The organism is Chryseobacterium sp. IHB B 17019, from assembly GCF_001456155.1.
Lineage (GTDB): Bacteria > Bacteroidota > Bacteroidia > Flavobacteriales > Weeksellaceae > Chryseobacterium.
Map to the genome: position 1 here is coordinate 1,635,405 of NZ_CP013293.1, position 20,172 is coordinate 1,655,576.

A 20,172-nucleotide genomic window follows, 5' to 3' on the forward strand; every position below is an offset into this window, starting at 1 on the left:
TTAATATTAATTTATTTTTTATTATATTATGATTCTTAATAACATTTAAAAATATGATTTGTTGGATTTGCAATCAAAACGAAGCCAATTCTGAAGAGCATAAATTTAAAGCTTCAGATATAAGAAGAAATTTTGGAAAGAAATTCGATGCCATTTATTATAATGGTAGTCTGCATTCATTCCATTCTGAAAAGGATAAAATAATCAAATTTCCAAAGGTAATTTGCATTGATTGTAATAATAATAAAACTAGGGGTGCAGATGATGCTTACACAGAGTTTTTTGAAAATTTCGAGACTATTAATTCATCTATCGAATCTAATGGCCAAATTGATTATGAAAAAATATTTGGTGTAAAATGGAAAGAGAAAAAAGTTGATCTATATAGATATTTTGCTAAACATGCAGGCTGTAAAATTATTACAGGAAATACTACAGAAAAAATAGATTTATCTAAATTAAGTGCATTTATAGTGGGATCTACGAATATTGATAATTTTTATCTGAAAATTTATTTTAATCCCGTTACAAAAGCTTTCACTAATCAATTAAAAACTTTAAAAGGAGGAAAATATAAGTCAAATGATGCTTTTGGTTCAACAATATATTTAATAAAAGATAATAATCTTTTATTTTGTGGCTGTATTATCAAAGGATCATTAAGAATTGAATGGTTTTATTGCAATAATAATTCATTTAATAAAAAAAATAATTTTGAAATGTCTTTAGAAAATGTAATTATGTTGAATAACGAGGAGTTTTACCCCAAGTCTTTCTATGATTTTAAAATTGAGGACCAAATGACATATTTAAATTTTGGAAAATTTTATTTAAATGAGGAATTAGAGTATTCTCATTATAGTTCAGAAATTGATGAACTCCTAAGGAGATAGCTTTATATATATTTATCTGATGAGAATTAAAAAAAGAGGCTTTAAGCAATATCAATACTTTTTTTTAACCTTGAAATATTTTTAAAATTTGGATTTTAAAAAATCATCTTTCTTCCTCTCTTTATACATATGCTTTTCTTTAGGTTTATTATTTTCATCCAACCATTCTTTTTTACCCCAAACAGTGTCTTTATATGCTTTAGAATATTTGTAACTTACTAAATTAGATATTGTTTTTTTCTTTTTATTAAGTATAATAGAGATCTTTCCTTGTAGTCCTACAATATCATTGTGCTCCTTATTATACTTTAAAAAAAGTTGAGATATTTCTTTATTATGAAGAAATCTATTCTCCTTGTTTATTATAAAAAGTATCTGATCTAGATAATTGTTCTGAGGAAAAAGATGATGATCATTTTGCAAACTATTTTCATAGTTATACAAGTTTATTAAAATATCAATTCGTTCAATTATGCCTTGGTATAACTTTTTTTCATAATCTAAAAACTGGGGTACATCCATAGTAAATTTATTTAATATTAAATAAATATATATTAAATAAAAAGCGTGGCACTAAGCACAGTCTGTGTAAGAGGTACCGCTAAGAACCCACAATCCAGAAAGACTTAGCCCACGCCGATATAAGGCACGGGCGTAAGTCTATCGAATTTGGATTGTTATGAAAATTAGCGGTTTTCTTACACCAATACGATGGCTTACGCTTGATATTAATTTCTTAAAAACAAAGATATAAAAAGATTTCGGTTTATATAAATTGAATAGGAGAGACAATTATATTAAATTCTCAATGGTATCATTATCTCTTCAACATCTAACCCCTTGGCATTTAGGTTATAAATTATTGCAGCCATTTTTAGAATTAAAACTTCTTTCTCTTTTTCAGATTCTTCAAGTTTTTCCTTATAATAATCAAGCTGTTCCTGTAAATTTTTCCTTTTTCTTTTACCTGTAGAATCTAACCCTATATTTTTCAGCTGCGTTATTCTGGCATTATCAATTAATTCGGCTCTATTATTTAACAACAATGTACTACGACTTTTTAGTCCAAGTTTTTTTAAAATAACTGAGCGTGAAATAGAGAGAGAGCAAATCCATCATTTAGCATTTCATTTAAAATTTTCTTAAGATGAATATCAATTTCTTCTCCTCTTAACTTCTTATTTTTTTCCATTAATTAAATCCGTTTTTTTATTCGTATTCGAAAAATCAATTCCATTAGGAAATAATTGATGCTTTACACCCTTAGTTGCTAACTGCTGAACAAATTTCATATTTGACAATTTTTTTTCGATATCTAAAATCCAGATATCAGATCCAAAGTCTCCTTCACCTTGATTTTTCATTTGCTCTAAAGCTTTTTCAGTACTATCAATTAGCTTATTTAGATTATCAATTTCATGCTTAGATCCGGTCAAATTTAGATTATTACAACCATTCCAACACTGCAAATGTTTTGGACATGGACTTAGGCTAAAATCATTAGAGCATGCACCAAAAGGAGTAATATGTAATGCATTTGTATGGGTACTAATAAATTCCTCAGCTATTACCAAACCTTGACTTTGTTTTAGTTTATGATAAGTATCTGTTAAATCTCCAATAATTGTTTTATCTCTAATACCTGTACGGAGAAAATTAATTTTCTCTGCAACTGAATTAAACGTAATAAAGTCTTTATGTACTTGTGTTGTCTCTTTAACTGTTAAATGTTTATATACTGTATTTTGATCAATTAACTGCCTTCCTAATGCCAAAGCTTGGTTGATATTTGACATTCCTGCTAATTCATACAAAGTATTTCTCCAATGTCTTGGCTGGTGGCTTGTAATTTTTATTTTACTCCCATCTGCTTCTTTTAAACCACGTCTTTCAAAAATTGATTCTGTTTTAGAACCACTCCCTAATGCCGCATTTATATCTTCTAATGTCAACTTACAAGGAACAACTCGAAATGTGTTTGCTTTTCTCTTAAACCTAAATGCACCTTCAAATTTTATAGAAAGTAAATCTCCAACTCTAAGAATTACTTTATTATTATCTTTCAATATGATGTTGCTTTCATATTTTTTGAAAAATAAATTTTCAATATCACCTGCTAAATAATAATGCTGGCATATTCTTTTTCCAGAATTATTAATGGGGTGCTTAATCTTTTTATCAATAGAATGTATTGGAATATTATTCCTTTTTAAGTATAAACTAAGATTATACGTATTTTGAAATCCTAAATATTGCAATAATCTAACATCTGAAATAATTTCATCCTTGTCATATTTCCACATTCGATTATATTGCTCTTGAAACTTTGCAACTTTTCGTACTTCTTCTGTAAGCACTTTTAAATCATTGACTGCTCGATATGCAAATTGGACATCCTGCTCTGCAAGCCAGTGAACTCGTGATTCAAATTTCTTCTCAGCATAATATCTTATGCCTACATCTTTAATTGGTTTCTTTTTAGCATCTAATATTATTTTCCCATTCTCATCTTTTTTTTCTATTTCAACCCAACAATCATATGGAATATATGTTACCTCATTTGCTCTTTGTCCCATTGCAATTAGAAGGTCAATTGTTCTAAGAAGAATTTTTTCATCATTATTAATTGGTTTATTAGTACAAATTGCATAAGCAACCATTGCTTCATAAGAAGGAAGTTTTTCTTTACCTATTCTATCATCTTCAGAGTTTAATTCTGATAAACTTTTATAATCATGATAATAATGATTATTTTCCTCACAATTAATATAATTTATTGCTAGGGGAGTTATATCTAATTTGTCTAATAAGTCAGCTACTACTTTCAAATTAGCCGCTGCTTCATATATTTTTTTAAATTTATTTTCCTTTAAATCATCAATAACTTGATCGAAATGCCATTTTGTTAGCTGTACAGGGGAAACCTCATTTCTATTCTTCAAAACAACAGATAATTGTCTACATGCAATCACATAGTTTCTTATTGCCATAAATCCGACTTTTTTTGATCTATATAGATAGATTGCCAAAGCTTTTGTAAAATCACCAAATTCTTTCGGCATTTGAGAATCTAAAACTCTGGTTTTAAACTTATAAAGATTAAAATTAATGTGATGATCACTTCCTTTGTGAAACAGCCATTCTTTGGTATTCCATTGCATAGCATCCCAACTATCACTAATTGGGAGACTATTAAAGAATACTTTTTCTTTCTCTACAAAATTTACTAAGTTTTCATAACATACATTTATATTATTCATAATCTTTTATGTAGTTAATAATCTTTTTGACAGCAATAATTGTGTCTTCAAGCTGCCCAATTGTACGGTTATATTTTACATCCCCAGAACTAGTTCCTATATCAATAAATTTTTGGATATTTTCTTGTAATCCTTTTAATACTTTCTTATGTTCACCATCTTTAAAAGGATTAAATTTATCACATGTATAACAAGAATAAACTGGATTTTTGGGGCAAATCTTATCCAATGTACATCCACCTATTTCACCAATATATTGCATACCAGCAATGCCTTTGACCCATTTTTCTTTTTCAATATCAGATTTATTGATAATCTTCCCCGTGGTGAACATTTTCATTATATCAATATAATTATTATTTTTCCCTAAAGCTCTCGTTTTTATTTCAGCAATTTTGGGGATAGCGGCAATGTATGCTCTTGCAGGAACAGTAGAGTTATGCCCCATTATATCGGCAATAATTTCAGCCGATGCACCTTGATCTGCTAATGACTGTGCAAGATTATGTCTAAGTGCTGTTGAAATTAACTCTATATCTTTTAAACCTTGAATAATCAATGAACCTATTTTATTTGAAGAATACCTCTTTTTTGTTTTAAATTAATGAATAGTGCATTAGAAGTGCTACCTAATTCTTTATTCATAGAAATCAATTTACTAATTTCAAATCCTAGTTTAGAACTAACTGCCCTTGTTCTTTTATCATACTTTTTTAATGATATTTTCTTTGTCATTGTTAAAGTAATAGAATAATATATATTTTCATTTTTAAAAATTTTCAAATCTTCGTTATTAAGAACATAAATTTGTGACGGTCTAGGAGCAAGTTCAAAACAAAGTCTCATAAGTATTCGAATTTGTAAATCAAATGCTTTAGTTAAATCAACAGGCTGATTTAACTTATTAATTATTATTTTAATTTTAGAATCCTCAATATAATTTTGCCTTAGAAAAATATTTTGATATGGTATTTTTTTTGAAGCTTTAAAATCACAAATTATTTCAAAAGTTTCTTTGGTAAAGTTTTTTATATTCTGTACAAGACACCATTTATAAAATAATTTTAAAGAACAAAGTATATCTTCACAAAGACCTAAATGATAAATTAACAATTCTTTTGACCATGGAAAATTCCGTAATTCCGAACATTTGCTTAAGTAACGTATAAAGTAAATATCCATACTTACAACCGTGTAAGGAGACTTATTTTGTAATCTATAAAAAATATAACCTTTCAGTAATTCTTTCAATTCATTAGAAAAATAGAACTTCCTCCAATCAAGCTTATAGATTCGTCCCTGCAAAGGCCACCTCCACAAGTCATCACGACAATAGCATTTTTTATCAATATCTGCAGGTGTATTGTTAATAAATATATCTTTACAGGTATTAAATTCATAGTTTGTTACTTCTGGTAATTGATTTTGAGATGAAGCAATAATTTTATTATTTCCCATTATAATAATCATTTATTCTATTAATGTTATGACTATTTGCTATTTCCCAAATATATTTACCAGCATATAGTTCAGGCATTCGGGATGATGGTTTCCAGCCGCAAATTTGTTTTAGCTCATCTTTCGCTCTTTCTAGTTCAATATTTTTTTCTTCAACTAGATATTTTAAAAAATTATAAGCAAATGTATGTCTTAGCTTATGTGGTGTTAACTTCTCTATATCTAATTCATAATTCATTAATTCATTGTTTATTTTATTAAATAAATATTGAATTGAACTTTTTGATAGGGGATACCCGAACTTACTTATAAAAACAAAAGAGTGAATTATTTTTTTACTCTTAGTTTTATATACATTTCTTCTAAATGTAATTATGTAGTAATGCAGTAAATGTGATAATTCATCTGAAATATATAAAATTCGATTACTTTGTGAATTTTTTATCCGTGGCTTATCAAACCTTGTATCTAATAGAGTAGTGCCTTGTAAAATTTTAATATAAGAATTTTTTTTTCCAAAAATTATATCAGTTGTCTTTAAATTAAGTAACTCACCAATTCTAATACCCGTTTCTAATAATAATCTTATAATTAAGTAATCTTTAAATTTAGTACAATCTAATTTACTTTTATTTTCTAAAAAATTTAAAAGATCAACTATATAATTGTCTTCAATATTTTTAAATCCTAAATTTTTATGCTTTTTATTTCTTTCCAAAAAAGAAAAAGTACTCTCAATTTTATTATAATAAATAATATAAAATTCTTTATTATCAAAATAATTTAAGCTTCTTGATAAATATCTCTTAAGTGCCCATATAAAATATTCTTTTAAAAGTGAAACATGATTATTATAAGCCTCATTTACTTAAGTTATATACCTGTAGATAATCAGTATAGAATTTTGATATTTTTTTTAACAAACAATCATAATCTCCATTGATTAACATTTCTTCTAAATTTAAGTTTTCCTCATTAAAGAAATTTATTGCTCGTCTTATGACAGTACAGATATACGAAAGTCTCTTTTCAGAAAGATTAATTTTAGAAGAAATAATATATAAATTAGGTAAAAAGACCGGAGAGCCATCTTCATTTAAAAGTATTACTAATGACTTAGTTCCGATATTAATTACTCTGTTTTTCAATATATTAAATTTAATAAATATTTATTAAATTTAAATACCTTATGAATATGAACAAAATAAACACTACATTTCATTTAACATAATATAAATTATAGGACTTTTTAAAATCCAGTATTTTGTTGTTTAAATACTTCAGAATTCTATATTCTGTCTTTAAATAATAAAAAATCTTCCACACGCCCGCCAGATGATAATCTACCATATAAATAAAGTAAAAGTCAAAGGTTATTGCTGTATTATTTTGATTTTGTGATAATTATCTCAATAATATAAATAGATTTATTGAACTGCAATTTCATTTAAATCAAAATATTTTAAAATTTTTTATACAAAATATTGCGTAGTTAAATAACTTCATATAAATTTGTAGTCAAATAACTACACAATGAATTTGAGACGAGATGTATTCCAAGCAATTGCCGATCCTACCAGAAGATCTATTTTAATGCTTGTTGCAACGCAATCTATGACAGCGGGCGCCATTGCTTCAAATTTTGATACCGCAAGGCCAACAGTTTCAAAGCATCTACAGATCCTTACGGAATGTGAATTATTAAAACCGGAACAAAACGGCCGGGAAATCATCTACCATCTAAATCCAAGTAAAATGAAAGAAATTGCTGATTTTATAGAACCGTTCCGCAAAATGTGGGATGATAGATTCAACAAATTGGAAGACATCATGAAAAAATATCAGACAAAAAAATAAATATATGGAACTTAAAACAAAAATTCACGCCGAAGACGGAAAACAGGAAATCCTTATTACCAGGGAGTTTGATCTGCCTTTGGATCTGCTTTTCAGAGCCTACACTGAACCAGAAATTGTTGAACAATGGATGGGAACAAAGGTGTTGAAAATGGAAAATAAACAACACGGCAGCTATCAGTTTGAAACTTCAAATCCTCAGGGTGATGTCGTTTTCAGAGCTAACGGAGCAATTCATGAGTTCGTCCCGAATGAAAAAATTACCAGGACTTTCCAGATGGAAAATACTCCGTTTCCTGTTCAGATTGAATTTTTAGAATTTGAAAAACTGTCGGATGAAACCAGCAAAATTACAATTCAAGCCATTTATAAATCAGTAGATTTCAGGGATCAACATTTAAGATTACCCTTTGCACAAGGCATCAATATGGCCCACAACCGACTGGAAGAAACGGTTAAGAAGTTGGAAGCTAGAAGTTAGAAGTTAGAAGTTTAGTAAAATTATCTTTTATCTTTTATCTTTTATCTTTTATCTTTTATCTTTTATCTTTTATCTTTTATCTAAAATTTAAACATCATGAACCCAAAAGTTGATTTTTTCTTTGATAAAGCCAAGCAATGGCAGAAAGAATTTGAAAAATTAAGGGCAATCGCTCTAGATACGGGACTTGAAGAAGAATTGAAATGGGGCTGCCCATGTTATACTTACCAGGAGAAAAATATTTTCTTAATTCACGGTTTTAAAGAATATTGTGCAATACTGTTCTTCAAAGGTGCTTTGCTGAATGATACTGATAATATCTTAATTCAACAGACTGAAAATGTGCAGGCAGCGAGACAAATCCGTTTTACCAGTTTAAAAGAAATTGTTGATTTGGAAAAAGTTATCAAAACTTATATGTATGAAGCTCTTGAAGTAGAAAAATCAGGCATAAAAGTTCCGATGAAGAAAACGAAAGAATTTGAAATGCCTGAAGAATTTCAAAAAAGACTAGACGAGAATCTTTTGTTGAAAGAAGCTTTCGAAGGCTTAACACAAGGAAGACAACGTGCTTACCTACTCTACTTTTCTTCCGCAAAACAATCCAAAACAAGAGAAGCAAGAATTGAAAAATATATTCCGGAAATTCTTAACGGTAAAGGATTAAATGATTAAAAATTTAAACAAATAAAAAAATGGAAACACAAAACAAATCAGAAAAAAGAATTAAGATTATCTATTGGATTTTCACACTGTGGATGTCCTTGGGAATGATTTCCACAGCAATTGTACAATTGATGAAACACAAAGACGAGCTAGCCAATTTTACAAACCTCGGCTACCCTCCTTATCTGATGACCATCCTAGGAGTCCTGAAAATACTGGGTGTAATTGTTGTTTTAATTCCCAAATCACCGTTATTAAAAGAATGGGCGTATGCCGGCTTTTTCTTCGTAATGTCGGGGGCAGTCATTTCGCATATGATTGTCGGCGATTCTTTCGGAAGAACTTTTCCGGCGGTCTTACTGCTTGTTTTAGTAATTATTTCCTGGTATTTTAGACCAACGGATAGAAAAATTTTTCTTAAAAATTAAATCACTTATAAAAAATTAATATGAGCAAAAAGAACCTTACAGCAGAACAAAAAGAAGAGCTTTTAAAAGTTTTAAAAAGCCGTTTTGAAAAAAATATGAGCCGTCATAAAGAATTAAATTGGGAAAAAATTCAGGCAAAACTGGAAAATAATCCAGAAAAACTATGGTCATTAAACGAAATGGAGAAAACTGAAGGCGAACCTGATGTGGTTGAATACGATAAAAAAACGGATGAATATATCTTTTTCGACTGCTCTCCGGAAAGCCCGAAACGCAGAAGTCTTTGCTACGATTACCAGGCTTGGGAGGCCAGAAAAGCCAACAAACCGGAAAGTAACGTTATTGATAAAGCGTCTGAAATGGGTATTGAACTTTTAACGGAAGAACAATACCGCAAACTTCAGGAATTAGGAAAATTTGATCTTAAAACTTCAAGTTGGGTAAAAACACCGGCCAATATTAGGGAACATGGCGGCGCAATCTTCTGTGATCGCCGCTACAACACGGTTTTTATGTATCATAATGGTGCAGATTCTTATTATGCAGCCCGAGGTTTCAGAGGTTGCCTGAAAGTGTAATGAGTTATAAATTCTGCGTTATGAGTTGTGAATTTTCATGACTCTTATAATTTAAAATATCAACTGATTTACTTACATTATAAAAATTTATTTATAAATCCGGGCTTCATTAAATGTTTATACCATGCATTCTTTAAAATCAAATGTTATTTTTATTTCCATTAAATGTTTTTGATAAAAATAGTATTGCTATTTTAGCATAATAAAATTTAATTTAATAACAAGGAATATGAAAAAATTAATCTTATTAAGTTCATTGTCAGTTTTCTTGCTGAATTGCAATAAAAAAACGGAAGCACCTGTTGCTGAGACATCTACACCGGATACTACTGTTGCCACAACAACGACTGCGGATACACTGGGTACAAAATCTCTTTGCTACATGGGAGTGACAGGGAAAGACACCGTTTTTGTAACTATTGATGATAATCTGGGAACTATTACCGGAAAAATGGCTACAAAAAACAGTGCAAAAGACAGTAATAAAGGGGATTTATCCGGGATAAAATCAGGGGATACGCTTAAACTGACTTACGAATTCGCGGCCGAAGGAAAAACCGGGAACAAAAATGATATCTATTTCCTCCAGACCAAAGATGGCCTGACTGAAGGAATCGGGGAAAGAGATGCTGAAACAGGAACCAAATACGCCAATGACAGTAAGATAAAATATCAGGGCGGTAGAAACCTTAAAGCTGCTGATTGTAATGTTGTTACAAAGGCTTTAAAATAACAAATTAAAATTGGTGGTTGTAAAAAGCCACCAATTTTTTTATAATTCTCTCTTAATAATTTCAATAAAATCGTTTACTGGCTCATCACCGGTACTCCAGGAAGTAATGAGACGAATGGCGGAAAAATTTTCATCAATTTTCTTCCAAACATAAAATTCAAACTTTTCAGATAATTTTTGAATTAAATCATTACTTAAAATTGGAAAAATCTGATTGGTATATGTCTCTGAAAGGAACCGCACTCCCCTTTCTTCCATAGCATGTTTGATTTTCATGGCCTGCTGATTGGCATGGCTCGCCAGATCGAAATACAAATCATTTTTCATCAGTTCCAAAAACTGGATTCCGAGCAGTCTTCCCTTTGCCAGCAACGCGCCTTTTTGCTTAATATTAAAAGCAAAATCCTGTTGAAGATCCTGATTATTAATGACAATTGCTTCTCCTATTAAAGCTCCGTTTTTGGTTCCGCCCAGGTAAAAAATATCAGTCAGTGCTGCAACATTTTCTAATGTCAGGTCATTGATTTCAGAAGTTAAAGCATGCCCCATTCTCGCTCCATCCATGAACAAATAAAGATGTTTTTCCTTACAAAAATCTGATAATTCTTTTAATTCTTTTAGCGTATAAATCGTTCCCAACTCCGTAGAATTCGAGATATAAACCATCTTCGGCATTACCTGATGCGGAATATTTCCGTGGCTTTCCAAAACAGGAATAATATCTGCAGGAGTCAGCTTTCCATCCTCCTTTTCAATACTCAATATTTTGTGTCCTGTTGCTTCGATGGCACCGGTTTCATTATTTAAAATATGTCCTGTAGACGCAGAAATTGCGCATTGATAAGGTTTTAAAACAGAGGAAATTACAATTAAATTAGCTTGCGTTCCTCCCGAAACAAAATAGATTTCAGAATTTTGACTGTTGATTTTTTTCCTGATTAATTCTTTCGCCTGTAAAGAATACTCATCTTCGCCGTAGCCCGTCTGCTGATCAAGATTATGCTGTAAAAGTGATTGTAAAATAGCAGGATGACAACCTTCCGAATAGTCGTTTTTAAATGAAAATTTCATAAAGTAAAATTAAAAAAAGTTCATTTAACAAGCGTAAATAATTAATAATATTTTGTTAGATTTGTAATGAAAATCATCTAACATTTGAAAACAACACTAACAGAAGAGAACTATCTGAAGGCTTTATTTCACTTGGTTGACAATGAAAGTAAAGTGACGATAAACGAGCTTAGCAAATTTTTATCCGTAAAAATGCCGAGTGTAAATAATATGATGAAAAAATTTGCAGAGAAAGGCTGGGTAATTTACGAAACCTACAAGCCTTTGATTGTCACAGAAAAAGGCAGAAGAGAAGCAGCTTTAGTCGTAAGGAAACACCGCCTTACCGAAATGTTTTTAGTAAAAAAAATGAACTTCGGGTGGGAAAATGTCCATGAGATTGCTGAGCAGCTGGAACACGTTCACTCTACTATTTTCTTTGAAAAAATGGATGAAATTCTCAGTTATCCAAAATTTGATCCACATGGTGAGCCAATTCCCGATAAAGACGGAAATATTATCGCCCAGGATTTACAAAAATTGAGTAACTGTGAAGCTGGTGAAACAGTAATTTTCGCTTCTGTAACGCTTTCCGATGATGCTTTTCTTAATTATTTAACGGAAAGAAATCTGCTTTTAAATAAAAAAATTAAAATTTCCAAAGTTGAAAATTTCGATAAATCAATGACCGTTGAAGTAGATGGAAAACAGGAAATTCTGAGCAGAAAGGCTACTGATAAAATATTGGTAAAAAAATAAAATGATGGTTTTGAGACCTCAATCACCGAGCAGTTTAAAATAAAAAATCCCGAAATTTCAGTATCGGGATTAATATTTTAAAGTTTTAAATTTAATCTAAAACACTCCAACCTCTTTTCGGATTGTTGTTGTTTGAAACTTCCTGTTCATTAACAATGATATTTTCTTTTCTCTGGCCGATGTAATCCAGTTCGCTCAATTTAGAGAAAATAGTTTCAAGGCTTCTTAACATCTGTTGGATATACAAAAGCGGTTCTCCACAATTGTGGTGATCGTAATTTGTTTCTGCAACGATAGATAGCTGATTTAGCAAGGTGTGAGGTGCGATTTCGCTCCATTCCAAACTGTAATTCAACATTTCTTCCAGTTCTGCAGGAACCAAAACCTGAGTGGCATTGTACAAACGCAACGCAAGTTTCGCAAATGATTCGATTAGAAACACAGGCGACTGATACGGTGTAATATTCCTGAACTGGAAATACATATCTCCAAATGTATTGATCATTGTGTTACACAGAAACTTAACGTTTTGAGCTAAAGCCGTATTCTGGTTTTTATGCGAAGCTTTCTGAATGATTTTAAAAGCATATTGCTGTAAATTCCCGATGGATTTTGCGAAAGTATTATAATAATCCAACAACGCCGGATGGCTCTGAATTGATGTGCACGGCGGGATAAAATTAGAATCTACTTGCGCAATATTTCCTTTTAAATCCACTTTTCCTATAATCAGATAATTCCCTCCGGAATAGCTGCTGTTCAGAGAAGTTACGGGAAGTAATTCAATATGATGATTGGATTGTGTGTTCGGATGACGCGGCGGAATTTCTTCCGGATCAATATCTCCAAACGGAACTTTATCAAACGGATTAACAGAAATTAAGATATAATATTCACCGTCTGCCTGCTCCTCAGTCATTGATTTTGCCAGTGATTTTACACTTACTCTTCTGTCATTCAACTCAATTCTGTACCCTGCCATTGTTATGGCGCTGCAATGCTTGATTACCAGCTGAACGTCGTTGGTCGCGGTGTTATGAACATCAAAAATCGTCCTATCTGTAAATTCGTTGGAAATAGGTAAAAGTCCATAATTATATGTAGTGATTGCCAATGAGTTGGAATCTCTGATGGTATCAATTAAAAAATTATCCTGATCATTAAGATGTCTCTGGGAAACCTTCATCCCGTCAACCCAATTGATTGCAAAATGCTTAATAGGCTGTATCATAGTCAATATTTTTTTTAAACTGTGTGTGATTGTGCTCTTCTTATTCCTTCTTCCTCATGCTGAATTACCCTTTTGCAGATGACCACATCGTTTTCGGCAATGCTGTTTTCTGTAATATCCTGGTCGAAATCAATATATTTTCTAAAGCTGAAAAATGATTTTTTTGTGTAAAAAATCCAGTAATACGGATCTTTTGCCTGATCCGAAAGATGAATAATCGAGTTGGGATTTTTATGGTTGTAATCATCTACAACCCTGTAAAACCAGTCTCCGAAAGTAACTCCGGTAGGCAAAGTTTTGGCTTTAATCCTAAAACGGTTGGCATCTTCCAGATTTTTGCTTAATTCTACATTCAGTACCATTAATCTATCAAAATCAGCCCCCTCAAAATCCGGAAGTCTCTGATCCGGGGAATATCTCCAGGTCTTATAAATATCAACCGGAATACTGATAAGCTGAATATAACAATAATGAAAAACCAAAGGAACCAGAAAAATCAACATACTTGTGGCCGACATGATCGGATAACCCGTTCCTTTACTCATCCAATTAAAAATCAAATAGAAAAGATAACCTCCGAAACCAATACAGGTAAGGGAAAGTACAGATTCAAACAAAATACTTTTCGCTAAAGAAGAAAAATGCTTTTTAAAATATTTATCGGACAGATTTACGTGGATAATACCCAAAATAAGGTAAATGATCTGCGCAATAAGATACCAGTAAGGATTAAAAAGATTACCCGCAAATCCGAAAATTCCCGGAATCGCAAGGCACAAACTGCAAAGCAGCACATATATGATGATGGTTTTGATCTTGATTGCAGGCTTGTTTCTTCTGATAAATCCTAAGATTATCATCATGATTACTGCAAATAAAGGCATTAAAATATACCTTAAAAAGATACCTTTTACTGAAGAAATTTCCATTTGTCTTTTTTCAAATTTATATTTTTATTGGTGAATGTAAATATAGTTAAAAATTTTCACAGGAATGTAGAGTAGCCGAGCCTGTTTGCATTTCTTTCATCATCCTCCAAAGCGAAAGAATACTCCTGTTTTTCTGTGATGAAATTTTCCTCCACATCCACGCTTACTGGTAAAAAATAATCATACATTGCCTGAAGCACTTTTCGGAAAGGGCTTCCATGAATATATTTTTTCATATCCGAATAAGGGATCGGGCCAATGTTCACTACCCAGTTCCGCTGCCCGTCCATATGTCTTCCGCTTGGTATGTAAGTAACACCCAACCTGGAATTTCCCAACAGCATTGAATCGTCTTCCTCCTCTATTCCATCGATGATATTCGGGGCAAAAGTTATTTTTACAGGAACCTGCAGAAAAGCGGTCATACATCTTTCAAACCATGCTTTATCGCCTCTAATCTGATGAAAAAACGGTAAAATATAGATAAAAATGTAAGCATTTTGTTTATCAAGCATATCCAATAAAGGCCAAAGCTCAGTTATCGTTTCAAATAAAGAATCTGTGTCACTTGAAATTTCAAAATCAAATTCTTTAAGCAAAGCACTGATTTCGGTGAAAAATATTTCTAATTCAAACGGCTTGAAAAATTTTCTTGCATCTTCTTCTACCCTTTTCTGCTTACGGATTTCCTTCACTACATTTTCAACATTTTTTCTCGATGCTCCCAATGACGGCGGATGAAAGAGACCTTCCGGCAGATAATCGTAAATACCTTCCCTATAGGTTTCTATCGTGAAAACTTCTTCGTCAAATCCCAGATAATTGCTTGAAATATTTTTAATATCCTTGAGATAAGCCCTGTCATTGATCCCGATTCTTTCTATAAAAATATTGCTTACCGCTCTGTGATATTTCAAGAGGTTCACTGCTACAGCTTCAGCCTTGAAATCTGTTTGCAGCTTATTGTAATTCATATCTACAATATTATTCTCATGCATGATGTTTCCTGTGATTTGGCTTGTAAAAATAGTATATCTCAAATTATTGAAAAAGTATTTTACAATTAATTTTATTTTAAAAATACTAATTTATTGATATTAAAAAGAATATTATACATAGAAATAGTGAAAATACGGAATTTTGAGGTTGAGATTAAGGTTAAGGCTAAGATTGAGATTGGCTTAATGTAGAATTTAATGTTAGTTTTAAGATTTAGTTAATTTTTTAAATCATTGGCTTAATCTTAATCTAAACCTCAAATTAACATTATCTTTGCAGCCTGAAAATGTTATTTACAATGAAAAGTATTTATTCTAAAATCCTGATTTTAGCATTCATTACGTCTTCGATTTATTCTTATGCATGGGGGTTGACGGGACACAGAATTATCGCAGAAATTGCAGAAAACCACCTTTCCGGAAAGGCAAGAAGAGAGATCAAAAAGATCATGGGAAAAGAGCGTCTTGCGTATTGGGCAAACTGGCCGGATTTCATTAAATCTGATACTACAGGTGCTTGGAAACAGGCTTCGGCATGGCATTATGTAAACATCGATCCACAGACGGATTTCAAGGCATTCGAACAAAATCTGAAGGCTCAGGCGGGTGCAAATCTTTATACTCAGATCAAAGTATTGTCGAGCCAGATCAAAGATGAAAAAACTTCTGAAAAAGATAGAAAAATCGCATTAATTTTCTTAATTCATATGATGGGAGATCTTTCGCAGCCATTGCATGTTGGAAGGGCTGAAGATTTAGGGGGAAATAAAATTAACGTGACTTATTTTGGTGATGAAACAAATTTACACTCAGTTTGGGACGGAAAATTAGTAGATTCTCAAAAATACAGCTATACAGAATATGCAAAATTGCTGGATATTAAGTCGAAAGATGAAGTGGTAAAGATACAAACCGGAACACTGGAAGATTGGCTGTATGATTCTCATAAAATTGCCAATACGATTTATGCACAAACGCCTAATGATTCTAAGTTATCTTATGATTATCAGTATAAATTCAATGAAACGATGGAAAGACAACTTCTTTACGGAGGCTTGAGACTGGCGAAATTGTTGAATGATCTTTTTTAAATCGTTATTGGTTGATTGTTGCTGGTTTTTAGTTGATTATCAATTTAAAATTTATAAGCGGAACTTTGGTTTCGCTTTTTTGTTTTTAACCACTGATAACACTAATTATTACACTAATATTTTTGTATGCTTTTTACAGTTGTTTCCCTCAATGTTTGTCTTCCTGAAAGGAGCTAAGCTCGAATCTTTGCAGGATATCTAATACTATGCTTAGCTCCTTTCAGGAAGACAAAGATTGAGGATATTTCCTAATATTTAAATGAGTGACTACTGCCCTAGCCCCGATTGCAGCATTTGTTTGAGCTCATTTTTGAGGTTTCGGCGGCGGCAAAGCCGCCGCCGAAACCTCAAAAAATAGCGAGTGCGGAAAGCGGGATAAAGCTCCAAACGAAATATAAAAAGGTATTTGAAAAATTTCTCAAAATAGTAAAATCGCCATTTTGTGATATGAGAGCTATAATTTACAACTAAATTTTCAAACTTATTTTAATTAAATGAAAAATAATTGAAACATGTGTAACCTTTTTACCTTTTCAAACGTATAATGTATAGTAACTCTTTTTTGAGGATAAAATAGATGAGACAATTAAAAATCACTAAGCAGGTAACCAACAGGGAAACTGCTTCATTAGACAAGTATTTGCAGGAAATTGGTAAAGTAGAACTAATCACTGCGGACGAAGAGGTAGAATTGGCACAAAGAATTCGTGCAGGCGACAGAGCAGCACTGGAGAAATTAATAAAAGCCAACCTTCGTTTCGTGGTTTCAGTATCTAAACAGTACCAAAATCAAGGTCTTTCTTTACCCGATTTGATTAACGAAGGTAACTTAGGACTGATGAAAGCGGCAAAAAGGTATGATGAAACTAGAGGTTTCAAATTTATCTCTTACGCGGTTTGGTGGATTCGTCAATCAATTTTACAGGCTTTGGCTGAGCAGTCGAGAATTGTAAGGTTGCCGTTGAATAAAATCGGTTCCATCAACAAAATTAATAAAGCTTACGCCCACCTTGAGCAGGAAAATGAAAGACCACCTTCCCCGGAAGAATTGGCTGAAGTTCTTGACATGAGCGAGGAAGATATTAAAGAATCTATGAAAAACTCCGGAAGACATTTGTCTATGGATGCGCCTTTGGTAGAAGGTGAAGATTCTAATCTTTATGACGTATTGCGTTCAGGAGAATCTCCAAGTCCTGATAAGGATCTGATGCTTGAATCTCTGCAAATCGAGATCGAAAGAGCATTGAATACTTTGACGCCAAGAGAGGCTGATTTGGTAAGATTATACTTCGGTTTGAACGGAAAACATCCAATGACTTTAGAAGAAATTGGTGAAACTTTTGATCTTACAAGAGAGAGAGTTCGTCAAATTAAAGAAAAAGCGATTAAGAGATTGAAACACAATACCAGAAGTAAGATTCTAAAATCTTATTTGGGTAAATAAAATTTTAACGAAACAATGTATAGGCGGAGCTTGATTTTTCAGGCTCCGTTTTTTTTGTAACAATTCTTTGAGTATTTCAACTAATTGAAAGATTTAAAACTTACATCAAATCATGAAAAAAATCCTTCTTATCACTACTCTATTTTTATTACTGTTTTCGTGTACAGAAAATAAACCTGAGAATGAACTAATTGTAGAAAATGCTGTTGAAAATGCTGAATCAAAATCTTATTCAAGATATAGTAATGGGCAGAATATGATTGATGCGATTTATCATGAGCAAATTAAAGATGATGAAAATCTCAAAAACTTAGATGAAAGAATTAATACAATACAAGAAGACAGTCGAAAAGTTAAGGATATCTATCGTGAGATATTAAATAAATCAGCCGAATATTATTCTGATGCTGAAAGTGAAGCAAAAAGCATGACTGATTCTATATTAAAAAAACAAACTTTAGAGCTTATCAAAGCAAGTGCTGAGAAAAATTATACAAAAGAGAAAAAATTCAGGGATTTAATTTTAGAAATTAATCGTAATAATGAGCTTATTTACAATCAATATTCTGCGTTCAAAATCAAAAGAACTCTTCCAGAAATTGAGAAATACCAAAACGCCCATCCTTTGAAAACAGACAGTCTTAATAATTTTATCAAAAAGCAAAATCAATTGTTGGAAGAATTGAAAAAATTAAAATAAATTCATTAATTAAACAAATTCAGTACATATCCCAAAGACGATCCCAATAAAACAATCCAAACACTATTGAGTTTTTTGAAGCTGAAACTCAATAACAAACATAGTATTCCTATAAGAATTGCCCGCCAGTCACTGATACTTTCTTTTGCCATCACATAGCAAACGGAAACAATAATAGCTATAGAAGCTACATTTACAGCATCTAAAAATTTAGAAAAAAGACTTGAATCCCGCATCATTTTTACAATAGGATTTAAAAGCGCTACAAATATAAATGACGGTAAAAAAACACCGATTGTAGAAACTATCGCTCCCGACCAGCCGTTGATCTGATATCCAATAAAAGCCACCGAAGAAAATACGGGTCCCGGCGTAAACTGTCCTACAGCGATTGCATCTATGAGTTGTTGCCTCGTCAGCAAACCGTTTTCTACCAGCTCGGCATTCAAAAAGGCAAATAATACATAACCGCTTCCATATAAAATGGCCCCGATTTTAAGAAATGTCAGAAACAGACTGACATTGGCTGTTGAAAATAAATTGAAATCTGAAACCTGTAATATACCAAGAGGTAAAAACGAATTGATTGTTTTTCTGTTTGAAAACAATGACAATCCCATGGCTAATATTCCGGCACCAAATAACAGCAATATTTCATTGACCCCCATCAAAGCCAATACCAGTACCACCACACCAATGACTCCAAGCTGAATATTTTTTAATGATTTTTTTGCGAGCGGTAAAATTGCTATTAAAATAATCGAAATAATAGCAGGTTTAATCCCGTAAATAAATGGCTGAACCTCCGGGAGTTGTCCATACTCTTTGTAAAGCCAGGCAAAAAATAACGTAATAACGACGGCCGGAAATATAAAGCACGATCCTGCCACAACAAGACCTCTCCAACCCGCTCTGTCCTGCCCGATGTGCATTGCCATTTCAGTGCTGTTGGGTCCCGGAATAAGGTTTGTAGCTCCCATCAAATCGAGAAAATGCTCTTCGCTCATCCACTTTCTTTTAGCCACCACTTCCTGCTGCATCATGGCAATATGTGCGGCCGGACCACCAAATGCAGTAACTCCCAAAGTAATAAAAACACGGGCAAGTGTCTTCAACTCACTATTTCTGTTCACGACTTATCAAATTTTTATCTATTGAAAAATTACCACTTCCAAAATACAGTAAAAAAATCAGAAGCATCGTCATCGAAAAATCTGTTCTGTATTCGTGGGCAAAAACCCAAAAACCTTTGTCCGATAAAGTTGGAATTTTTGTTGTCACAAAAGCGACTATCATAATAATTAATAACGGAATAGCAGCCAATCTTGAAATAAAACCCAAAAGCAGTAAAATTCCGCATACAATTTCTACCGAACCTACCAATGATGCCCAAAATTCAGGGTTTTGAAAACCTATTTTTGCAAATCTTCCTGCCCCTACACTTTCGGGAGTAATAAATTTTTGTAATCCCTCTGAAAGGAAAATTAATCCGACTATTAAACGTAAAATGAATAACGGAAACGGTTTTGTCTGAATGATGCTGTTTATCATGATTAATTCAATTTTTACAAAAGTATATTATATTTTGAATATGAAATAAAAAAAGGAACCCAAAA

The 20,172-nt window shown here is 31.9% G+C and carries 23 protein-coding genes; 11 read left to right on the forward strand and 12 right to left on the reverse strand.

Annotation, left to right across the window (positions count from 1 at the left end; translation table 11 throughout):
• Positions 1-53 precede the first annotated feature (53 nt).
• Positions 54-893: a hypothetical protein gene (locus tag ATE47_RS07495; RefSeq protein WP_062161376.1), complete on the forward strand. Its 840-nt coding sequence runs from the start codon at positions 54-56 to the stop codon at positions 891-893.
• Between the two features lie 81 nt (positions 894-974).
• On the opposite strand, the gene ATE47_RS07500 is transcribed toward ATE47_RS07495, so the two are convergent.
• From ATE47_RS07500 to ATE47_RS07525, 6 genes are all read right to left on the reverse strand, one after another.
• Positions 975-1,415 carry a hypothetical protein gene (locus ATE47_RS07500; protein WP_062161377.1) on the reverse strand — a complete coding sequence of 147 codons (441 nt, stop codon included), beginning with the start codon at positions 1,413-1,415 and terminating at the stop codon, positions 975-977.
• Positions 1,416-1,690: 275 nt separating this feature from the next.
• The gene (locus tag ATE47_RS07505; RefSeq protein WP_062161378.1) at positions 1,691-1,936 is read right to left on the reverse strand and encodes a hypothetical protein; all 246 of its coding nucleotides are present in this window, start codon (positions 1,934-1,936) and stop codon (positions 1,691-1,693) included.
• Between the two features lie 135 nt (positions 1,937-2,071).
• On the reverse strand, positions 2,072-4,153 hold the full coding sequence (locus tag ATE47_RS07510) for a hypothetical protein (RefSeq protein WP_062161379.1): 2,082 nt from the start codon (positions 4,151-4,153) through the stop codon (positions 2,072-2,074).
• Positions 4,146-4,712: a hypothetical protein gene (locus ATE47_RS07515; protein ID WP_062161380.1), complete on the reverse strand. Its 567-nt coding sequence runs from the start codon at positions 4,710-4,712 to the stop codon at positions 4,146-4,148. Before ATE47_RS07515 ends, ATE47_RS07510 begins: the two co-directional genes overlap by 8 nt.
• A gap of 5 nt (positions 4,713-4,717) precedes the next feature.
• Positions 4,718-5,611 carry a hypothetical protein gene (locus ATE47_RS07520; protein ID WP_150114799.1) on the reverse strand — a complete coding sequence of 298 codons (894 nt, stop codon included), beginning with the start codon at positions 5,609-5,611 and terminating at the stop codon, positions 4,718-4,720.
• Positions 5,601-6,329 (reverse strand): tyrosine-type recombinase/integrase, encoded by a 729-nt coding sequence (locus tag ATE47_RS07525; protein WP_062161382.1) that lies wholly within the window; start codon positions 6,327-6,329, stop codon positions 5,601-5,603. The genes ATE47_RS07520 and ATE47_RS07525 overlap by 11 nt, the downstream gene beginning before the upstream one ends.
• Before the next feature lie 815 nt (positions 6,330-7,144).
• Here ATE47_RS07525 and ATE47_RS07530 point away from each other — a divergent pair.
• From ATE47_RS07530 to ATE47_RS07555, 6 genes are all read left to right on the forward strand, one after another.
• Positions 7,145-7,468, forward strand: a complete 324-nt coding sequence (locus tag ATE47_RS07530) for an ArsR/SmtB family transcription factor (RefSeq protein ID WP_062161383.1) — start codon at positions 7,145-7,147, stop codon at positions 7,466-7,468.
• Between the two features lie 4 nt (positions 7,469-7,472).
• The gene (locus ATE47_RS07535; protein ID WP_062161384.1) at positions 7,473-7,949 is read left to right on the forward strand and encodes an SRPBCC family protein; all 477 of its coding nucleotides are present in this window, start codon (positions 7,473-7,475) and stop codon (positions 7,947-7,949) included.
• 96 nt (positions 7,950-8,045) lie between these two features.
• Positions 8,046-8,624 (forward strand): YdeI/OmpD-associated family protein, encoded by a 579-nt coding sequence (locus ATE47_RS07540; RefSeq protein ID WP_062161385.1) that lies wholly within the window; start codon positions 8,046-8,048, stop codon positions 8,622-8,624.
• Positions 8,625-8,644: 20 nt separating this feature from the next.
• Positions 8,645-9,043, forward strand: a complete 399-nt coding sequence (locus ATE47_RS07545) for a DoxX family protein (protein ID WP_062161386.1) — start codon at positions 8,645-8,647, stop codon at positions 9,041-9,043.
• Positions 9,044-9,063: 20 nt separating this feature from the next.
• Positions 9,064-9,621: a DUF4256 domain-containing protein gene (locus ATE47_RS07550; RefSeq protein WP_062161387.1), complete on the forward strand. Its 558-nt coding sequence runs from the start codon at positions 9,064-9,066 to the stop codon at positions 9,619-9,621.
• Positions 9,622-9,850: 229 nt separating this feature from the next.
• Positions 9,851-10,354, forward strand: coding sequence for a hypothetical protein (locus ATE47_RS07555; protein ID WP_062161388.1), 504 nt, complete (start codon positions 9,851-9,853; stop codon positions 10,352-10,354).
• Between the two features lie 39 nt (positions 10,355-10,393).
• On the opposite strand, the gene ATE47_RS07560 is transcribed toward ATE47_RS07555, so the two are convergent.
• Positions 10,394-11,425: a threonine aldolase family protein gene (locus ATE47_RS07560; RefSeq protein ID WP_062161389.1), complete on the reverse strand. Its 1,032-nt coding sequence runs from the start codon at positions 11,423-11,425 to the stop codon at positions 10,394-10,396.
• Positions 11,426-11,509: 84 nt separating this feature from the next.
• On the opposite strand from ATE47_RS07560, the gene ATE47_RS07565 reads away from it, so the two are divergent.
• Entirely contained in the window at positions 11,510-12,163 is a 654-nt protein-coding gene (locus tag ATE47_RS07565; RefSeq protein WP_062161390.1) for a metal-dependent transcriptional regulator, read from the forward strand.
• 91 nt (positions 12,164-12,254) lie between these two features.
• Here ATE47_RS07565 and ATE47_RS07570 read toward each other — a convergent pair whose 3' ends face one another.
• From ATE47_RS07570 to ATE47_RS07580, 3 genes are read right to left on the reverse strand one after another with little or no spacing between them, the layout of a single operon-like run.
• Positions 12,255-13,394, reverse strand: coding sequence for a hypothetical protein (locus ATE47_RS07570; RefSeq protein WP_062161391.1), 1,140 nt, complete (start codon positions 13,392-13,394; stop codon positions 12,255-12,257).
• 14 nt (positions 13,395-13,408) lie between these two features.
• The gene (locus tag ATE47_RS07575) at positions 13,409-14,323 is read right to left on the reverse strand and encodes a TssN family type VI secretion system protein (protein WP_062161392.1); all 915 of its coding nucleotides are present in this window, start codon (positions 14,321-14,323) and stop codon (positions 13,409-13,411) included.
• Positions 14,324-14,379: 56 nt separating this feature from the next.
• Entirely contained in the window at positions 14,380-15,363 is a 984-nt protein-coding gene (locus ATE47_RS07580) for a type VI secretion system baseplate subunit TssG (protein ID WP_228376338.1), read from the reverse strand.
• A gap of 257 nt (positions 15,364-15,620) precedes the next feature.
• On the opposite strand from ATE47_RS07580, the gene ATE47_RS07585 reads away from it, so the two are divergent.
• The 3 genes from ATE47_RS07585 to ATE47_RS07605 all read left to right on the forward strand — a co-directional run bounded on the left by ATE47_RS07585 (position 15,621) and on the right by ATE47_RS07605 (position 18,556).
• Positions 15,621-16,412, forward strand: coding sequence for a S1/P1 nuclease (locus ATE47_RS07585; protein ID WP_062161394.1), 792 nt, complete (start codon positions 15,621-15,623; stop codon positions 16,410-16,412).
• 577 nt (positions 16,413-16,989) lie between these two features.
• The gene (locus ATE47_RS07600; RefSeq protein ID WP_002979276.1) at positions 16,990-17,856 is read left to right on the forward strand and encodes a sigma-70 family RNA polymerase sigma factor; all 867 of its coding nucleotides are present in this window, start codon (positions 16,990-16,992) and stop codon (positions 17,854-17,856) included.
• A 112-nt stretch (positions 17,857-17,968) separates the two neighbouring features.
• Positions 17,969-18,556 carry a hypothetical protein gene (locus ATE47_RS07605; RefSeq protein WP_062161397.1) on the forward strand — a complete coding sequence of 196 codons (588 nt, stop codon included), beginning with the start codon at positions 17,969-17,971 and terminating at the stop codon, positions 18,554-18,556.
• A 5-nt stretch (positions 18,557-18,561) separates the two neighbouring features.
• Here ATE47_RS07605 and chrA read toward each other — a convergent pair whose 3' ends face one another.
• Positions 18,562-19,689 (reverse strand): chromate efflux transporter, encoded by a 1,128-nt coding sequence (gene chrA, locus ATE47_RS07610; protein ID WP_062161398.1) that lies wholly within the window; start codon positions 19,687-19,689, stop codon positions 18,562-18,564.
• Positions 19,676-20,107 (reverse strand): DoxX family protein, encoded by a 432-nt coding sequence (locus ATE47_RS07615; RefSeq protein ID WP_062161399.1) that lies wholly within the window; start codon positions 20,105-20,107, stop codon positions 19,676-19,678. The genes chrA and ATE47_RS07615 overlap by 14 nt, the downstream gene beginning before the upstream one ends.
• Between the last annotated feature and the right edge of the window lie 65 nt (positions 20,108-20,172).

Coding starts and splice junctions, on each gene's coding strand:
- ATE47_RS07535 (WP_062161384.1), top strand. CDS start 7,473: ATGGAACTTAAAACAAAAATTCACGCCGAAGACGGAAAACAGGAAATC.
- ATE47_RS07560 (WP_062161389.1), bottom strand. CDS start 11,425: ATGAAATTTTCATTTAAAAACGACTATTCGGAAGGTTGTCATCCTGCT.
- ATE47_RS07600 (WP_002979276.1), top strand. CDS start 16,990: ATGAGACAATTAAAAATCACTAAGCAGGTAACCAACAGGGAAACTGCT.
- ATE47_RS07500 (WP_062161377.1), bottom strand. CDS start 1,415: ATGGATGTACCCCAGTTTTTAGATTATGAAAAAAAGTTATACCAAGGC.
- ATE47_RS07550 (WP_062161387.1), top strand. CDS start 9,064: ATGAGCAAAAAGAACCTTACAGCAGAACAAAAAGAAGAGCTTTTAAAA.
- ATE47_RS07575 (WP_062161392.1), bottom strand. CDS start 14,323: ATGGAAATTTCTTCAGTAAAAGGTATCTTTTTAAGGTATATTTTAATG.
- ATE47_RS07545 (WP_062161386.1), top strand. CDS start 8,645: ATGGAAACACAAAACAAATCAGAAAAAAGAATTAAGATTATCTATTGG.
- ATE47_RS07520 (WP_150114799.1), bottom strand. CDS start 5,611: ATGGGAAATAATAAAATTATTGCTTCATCTCAAAATCAATTACCAGAA.
- ATE47_RS07495 (WP_062161376.1), top strand. CDS start 54: ATGATTTGTTGGATTTGCAATCAAAACGAAGCCAATTCTGAAGAGCAT.
- ATE47_RS07605 (WP_062161397.1), top strand. CDS start 17,969: ATGAAAAAAATCCTTCTTATCACTACTCTATTTTTATTACTGTTTTCG.
- ATE47_RS07555 (WP_062161388.1), top strand. CDS start 9,851: ATGAAAAAATTAATCTTATTAAGTTCATTGTCAGTTTTCTTGCTGAAT.
- ATE47_RS07585 (WP_062161394.1), top strand. CDS start 15,621: ATGAAAAGTATTTATTCTAAAATCCTGATTTTAGCATTCATTACGTCT.
- ATE47_RS07570 (WP_062161391.1), bottom strand. CDS start 13,394: ATGATACAGCCTATTAAGCATTTTGCAATCAATTGGGTTGACGGGATG.
- ATE47_RS07510 (WP_062161379.1), bottom strand. CDS start 4,153: ATGAATAATATAAATGTATGTTATGAAAACTTAGTAAATTTTGTAGAG.
- ATE47_RS07615 (WP_062161399.1), bottom strand. CDS start 20,107: ATGATAAACAGCATCATTCAGACAAAACCGTTTCCGTTATTCATTTTA.
- ATE47_RS07540 (WP_062161385.1), top strand. CDS start 8,046: ATGAACCCAAAAGTTGATTTTTTCTTTGATAAAGCCAAGCAATGGCAG.
- ATE47_RS07530 (WP_062161383.1), top strand. CDS start 7,145: ATGAATTTGAGACGAGATGTATTCCAAGCAATTGCCGATCCTACCAGA.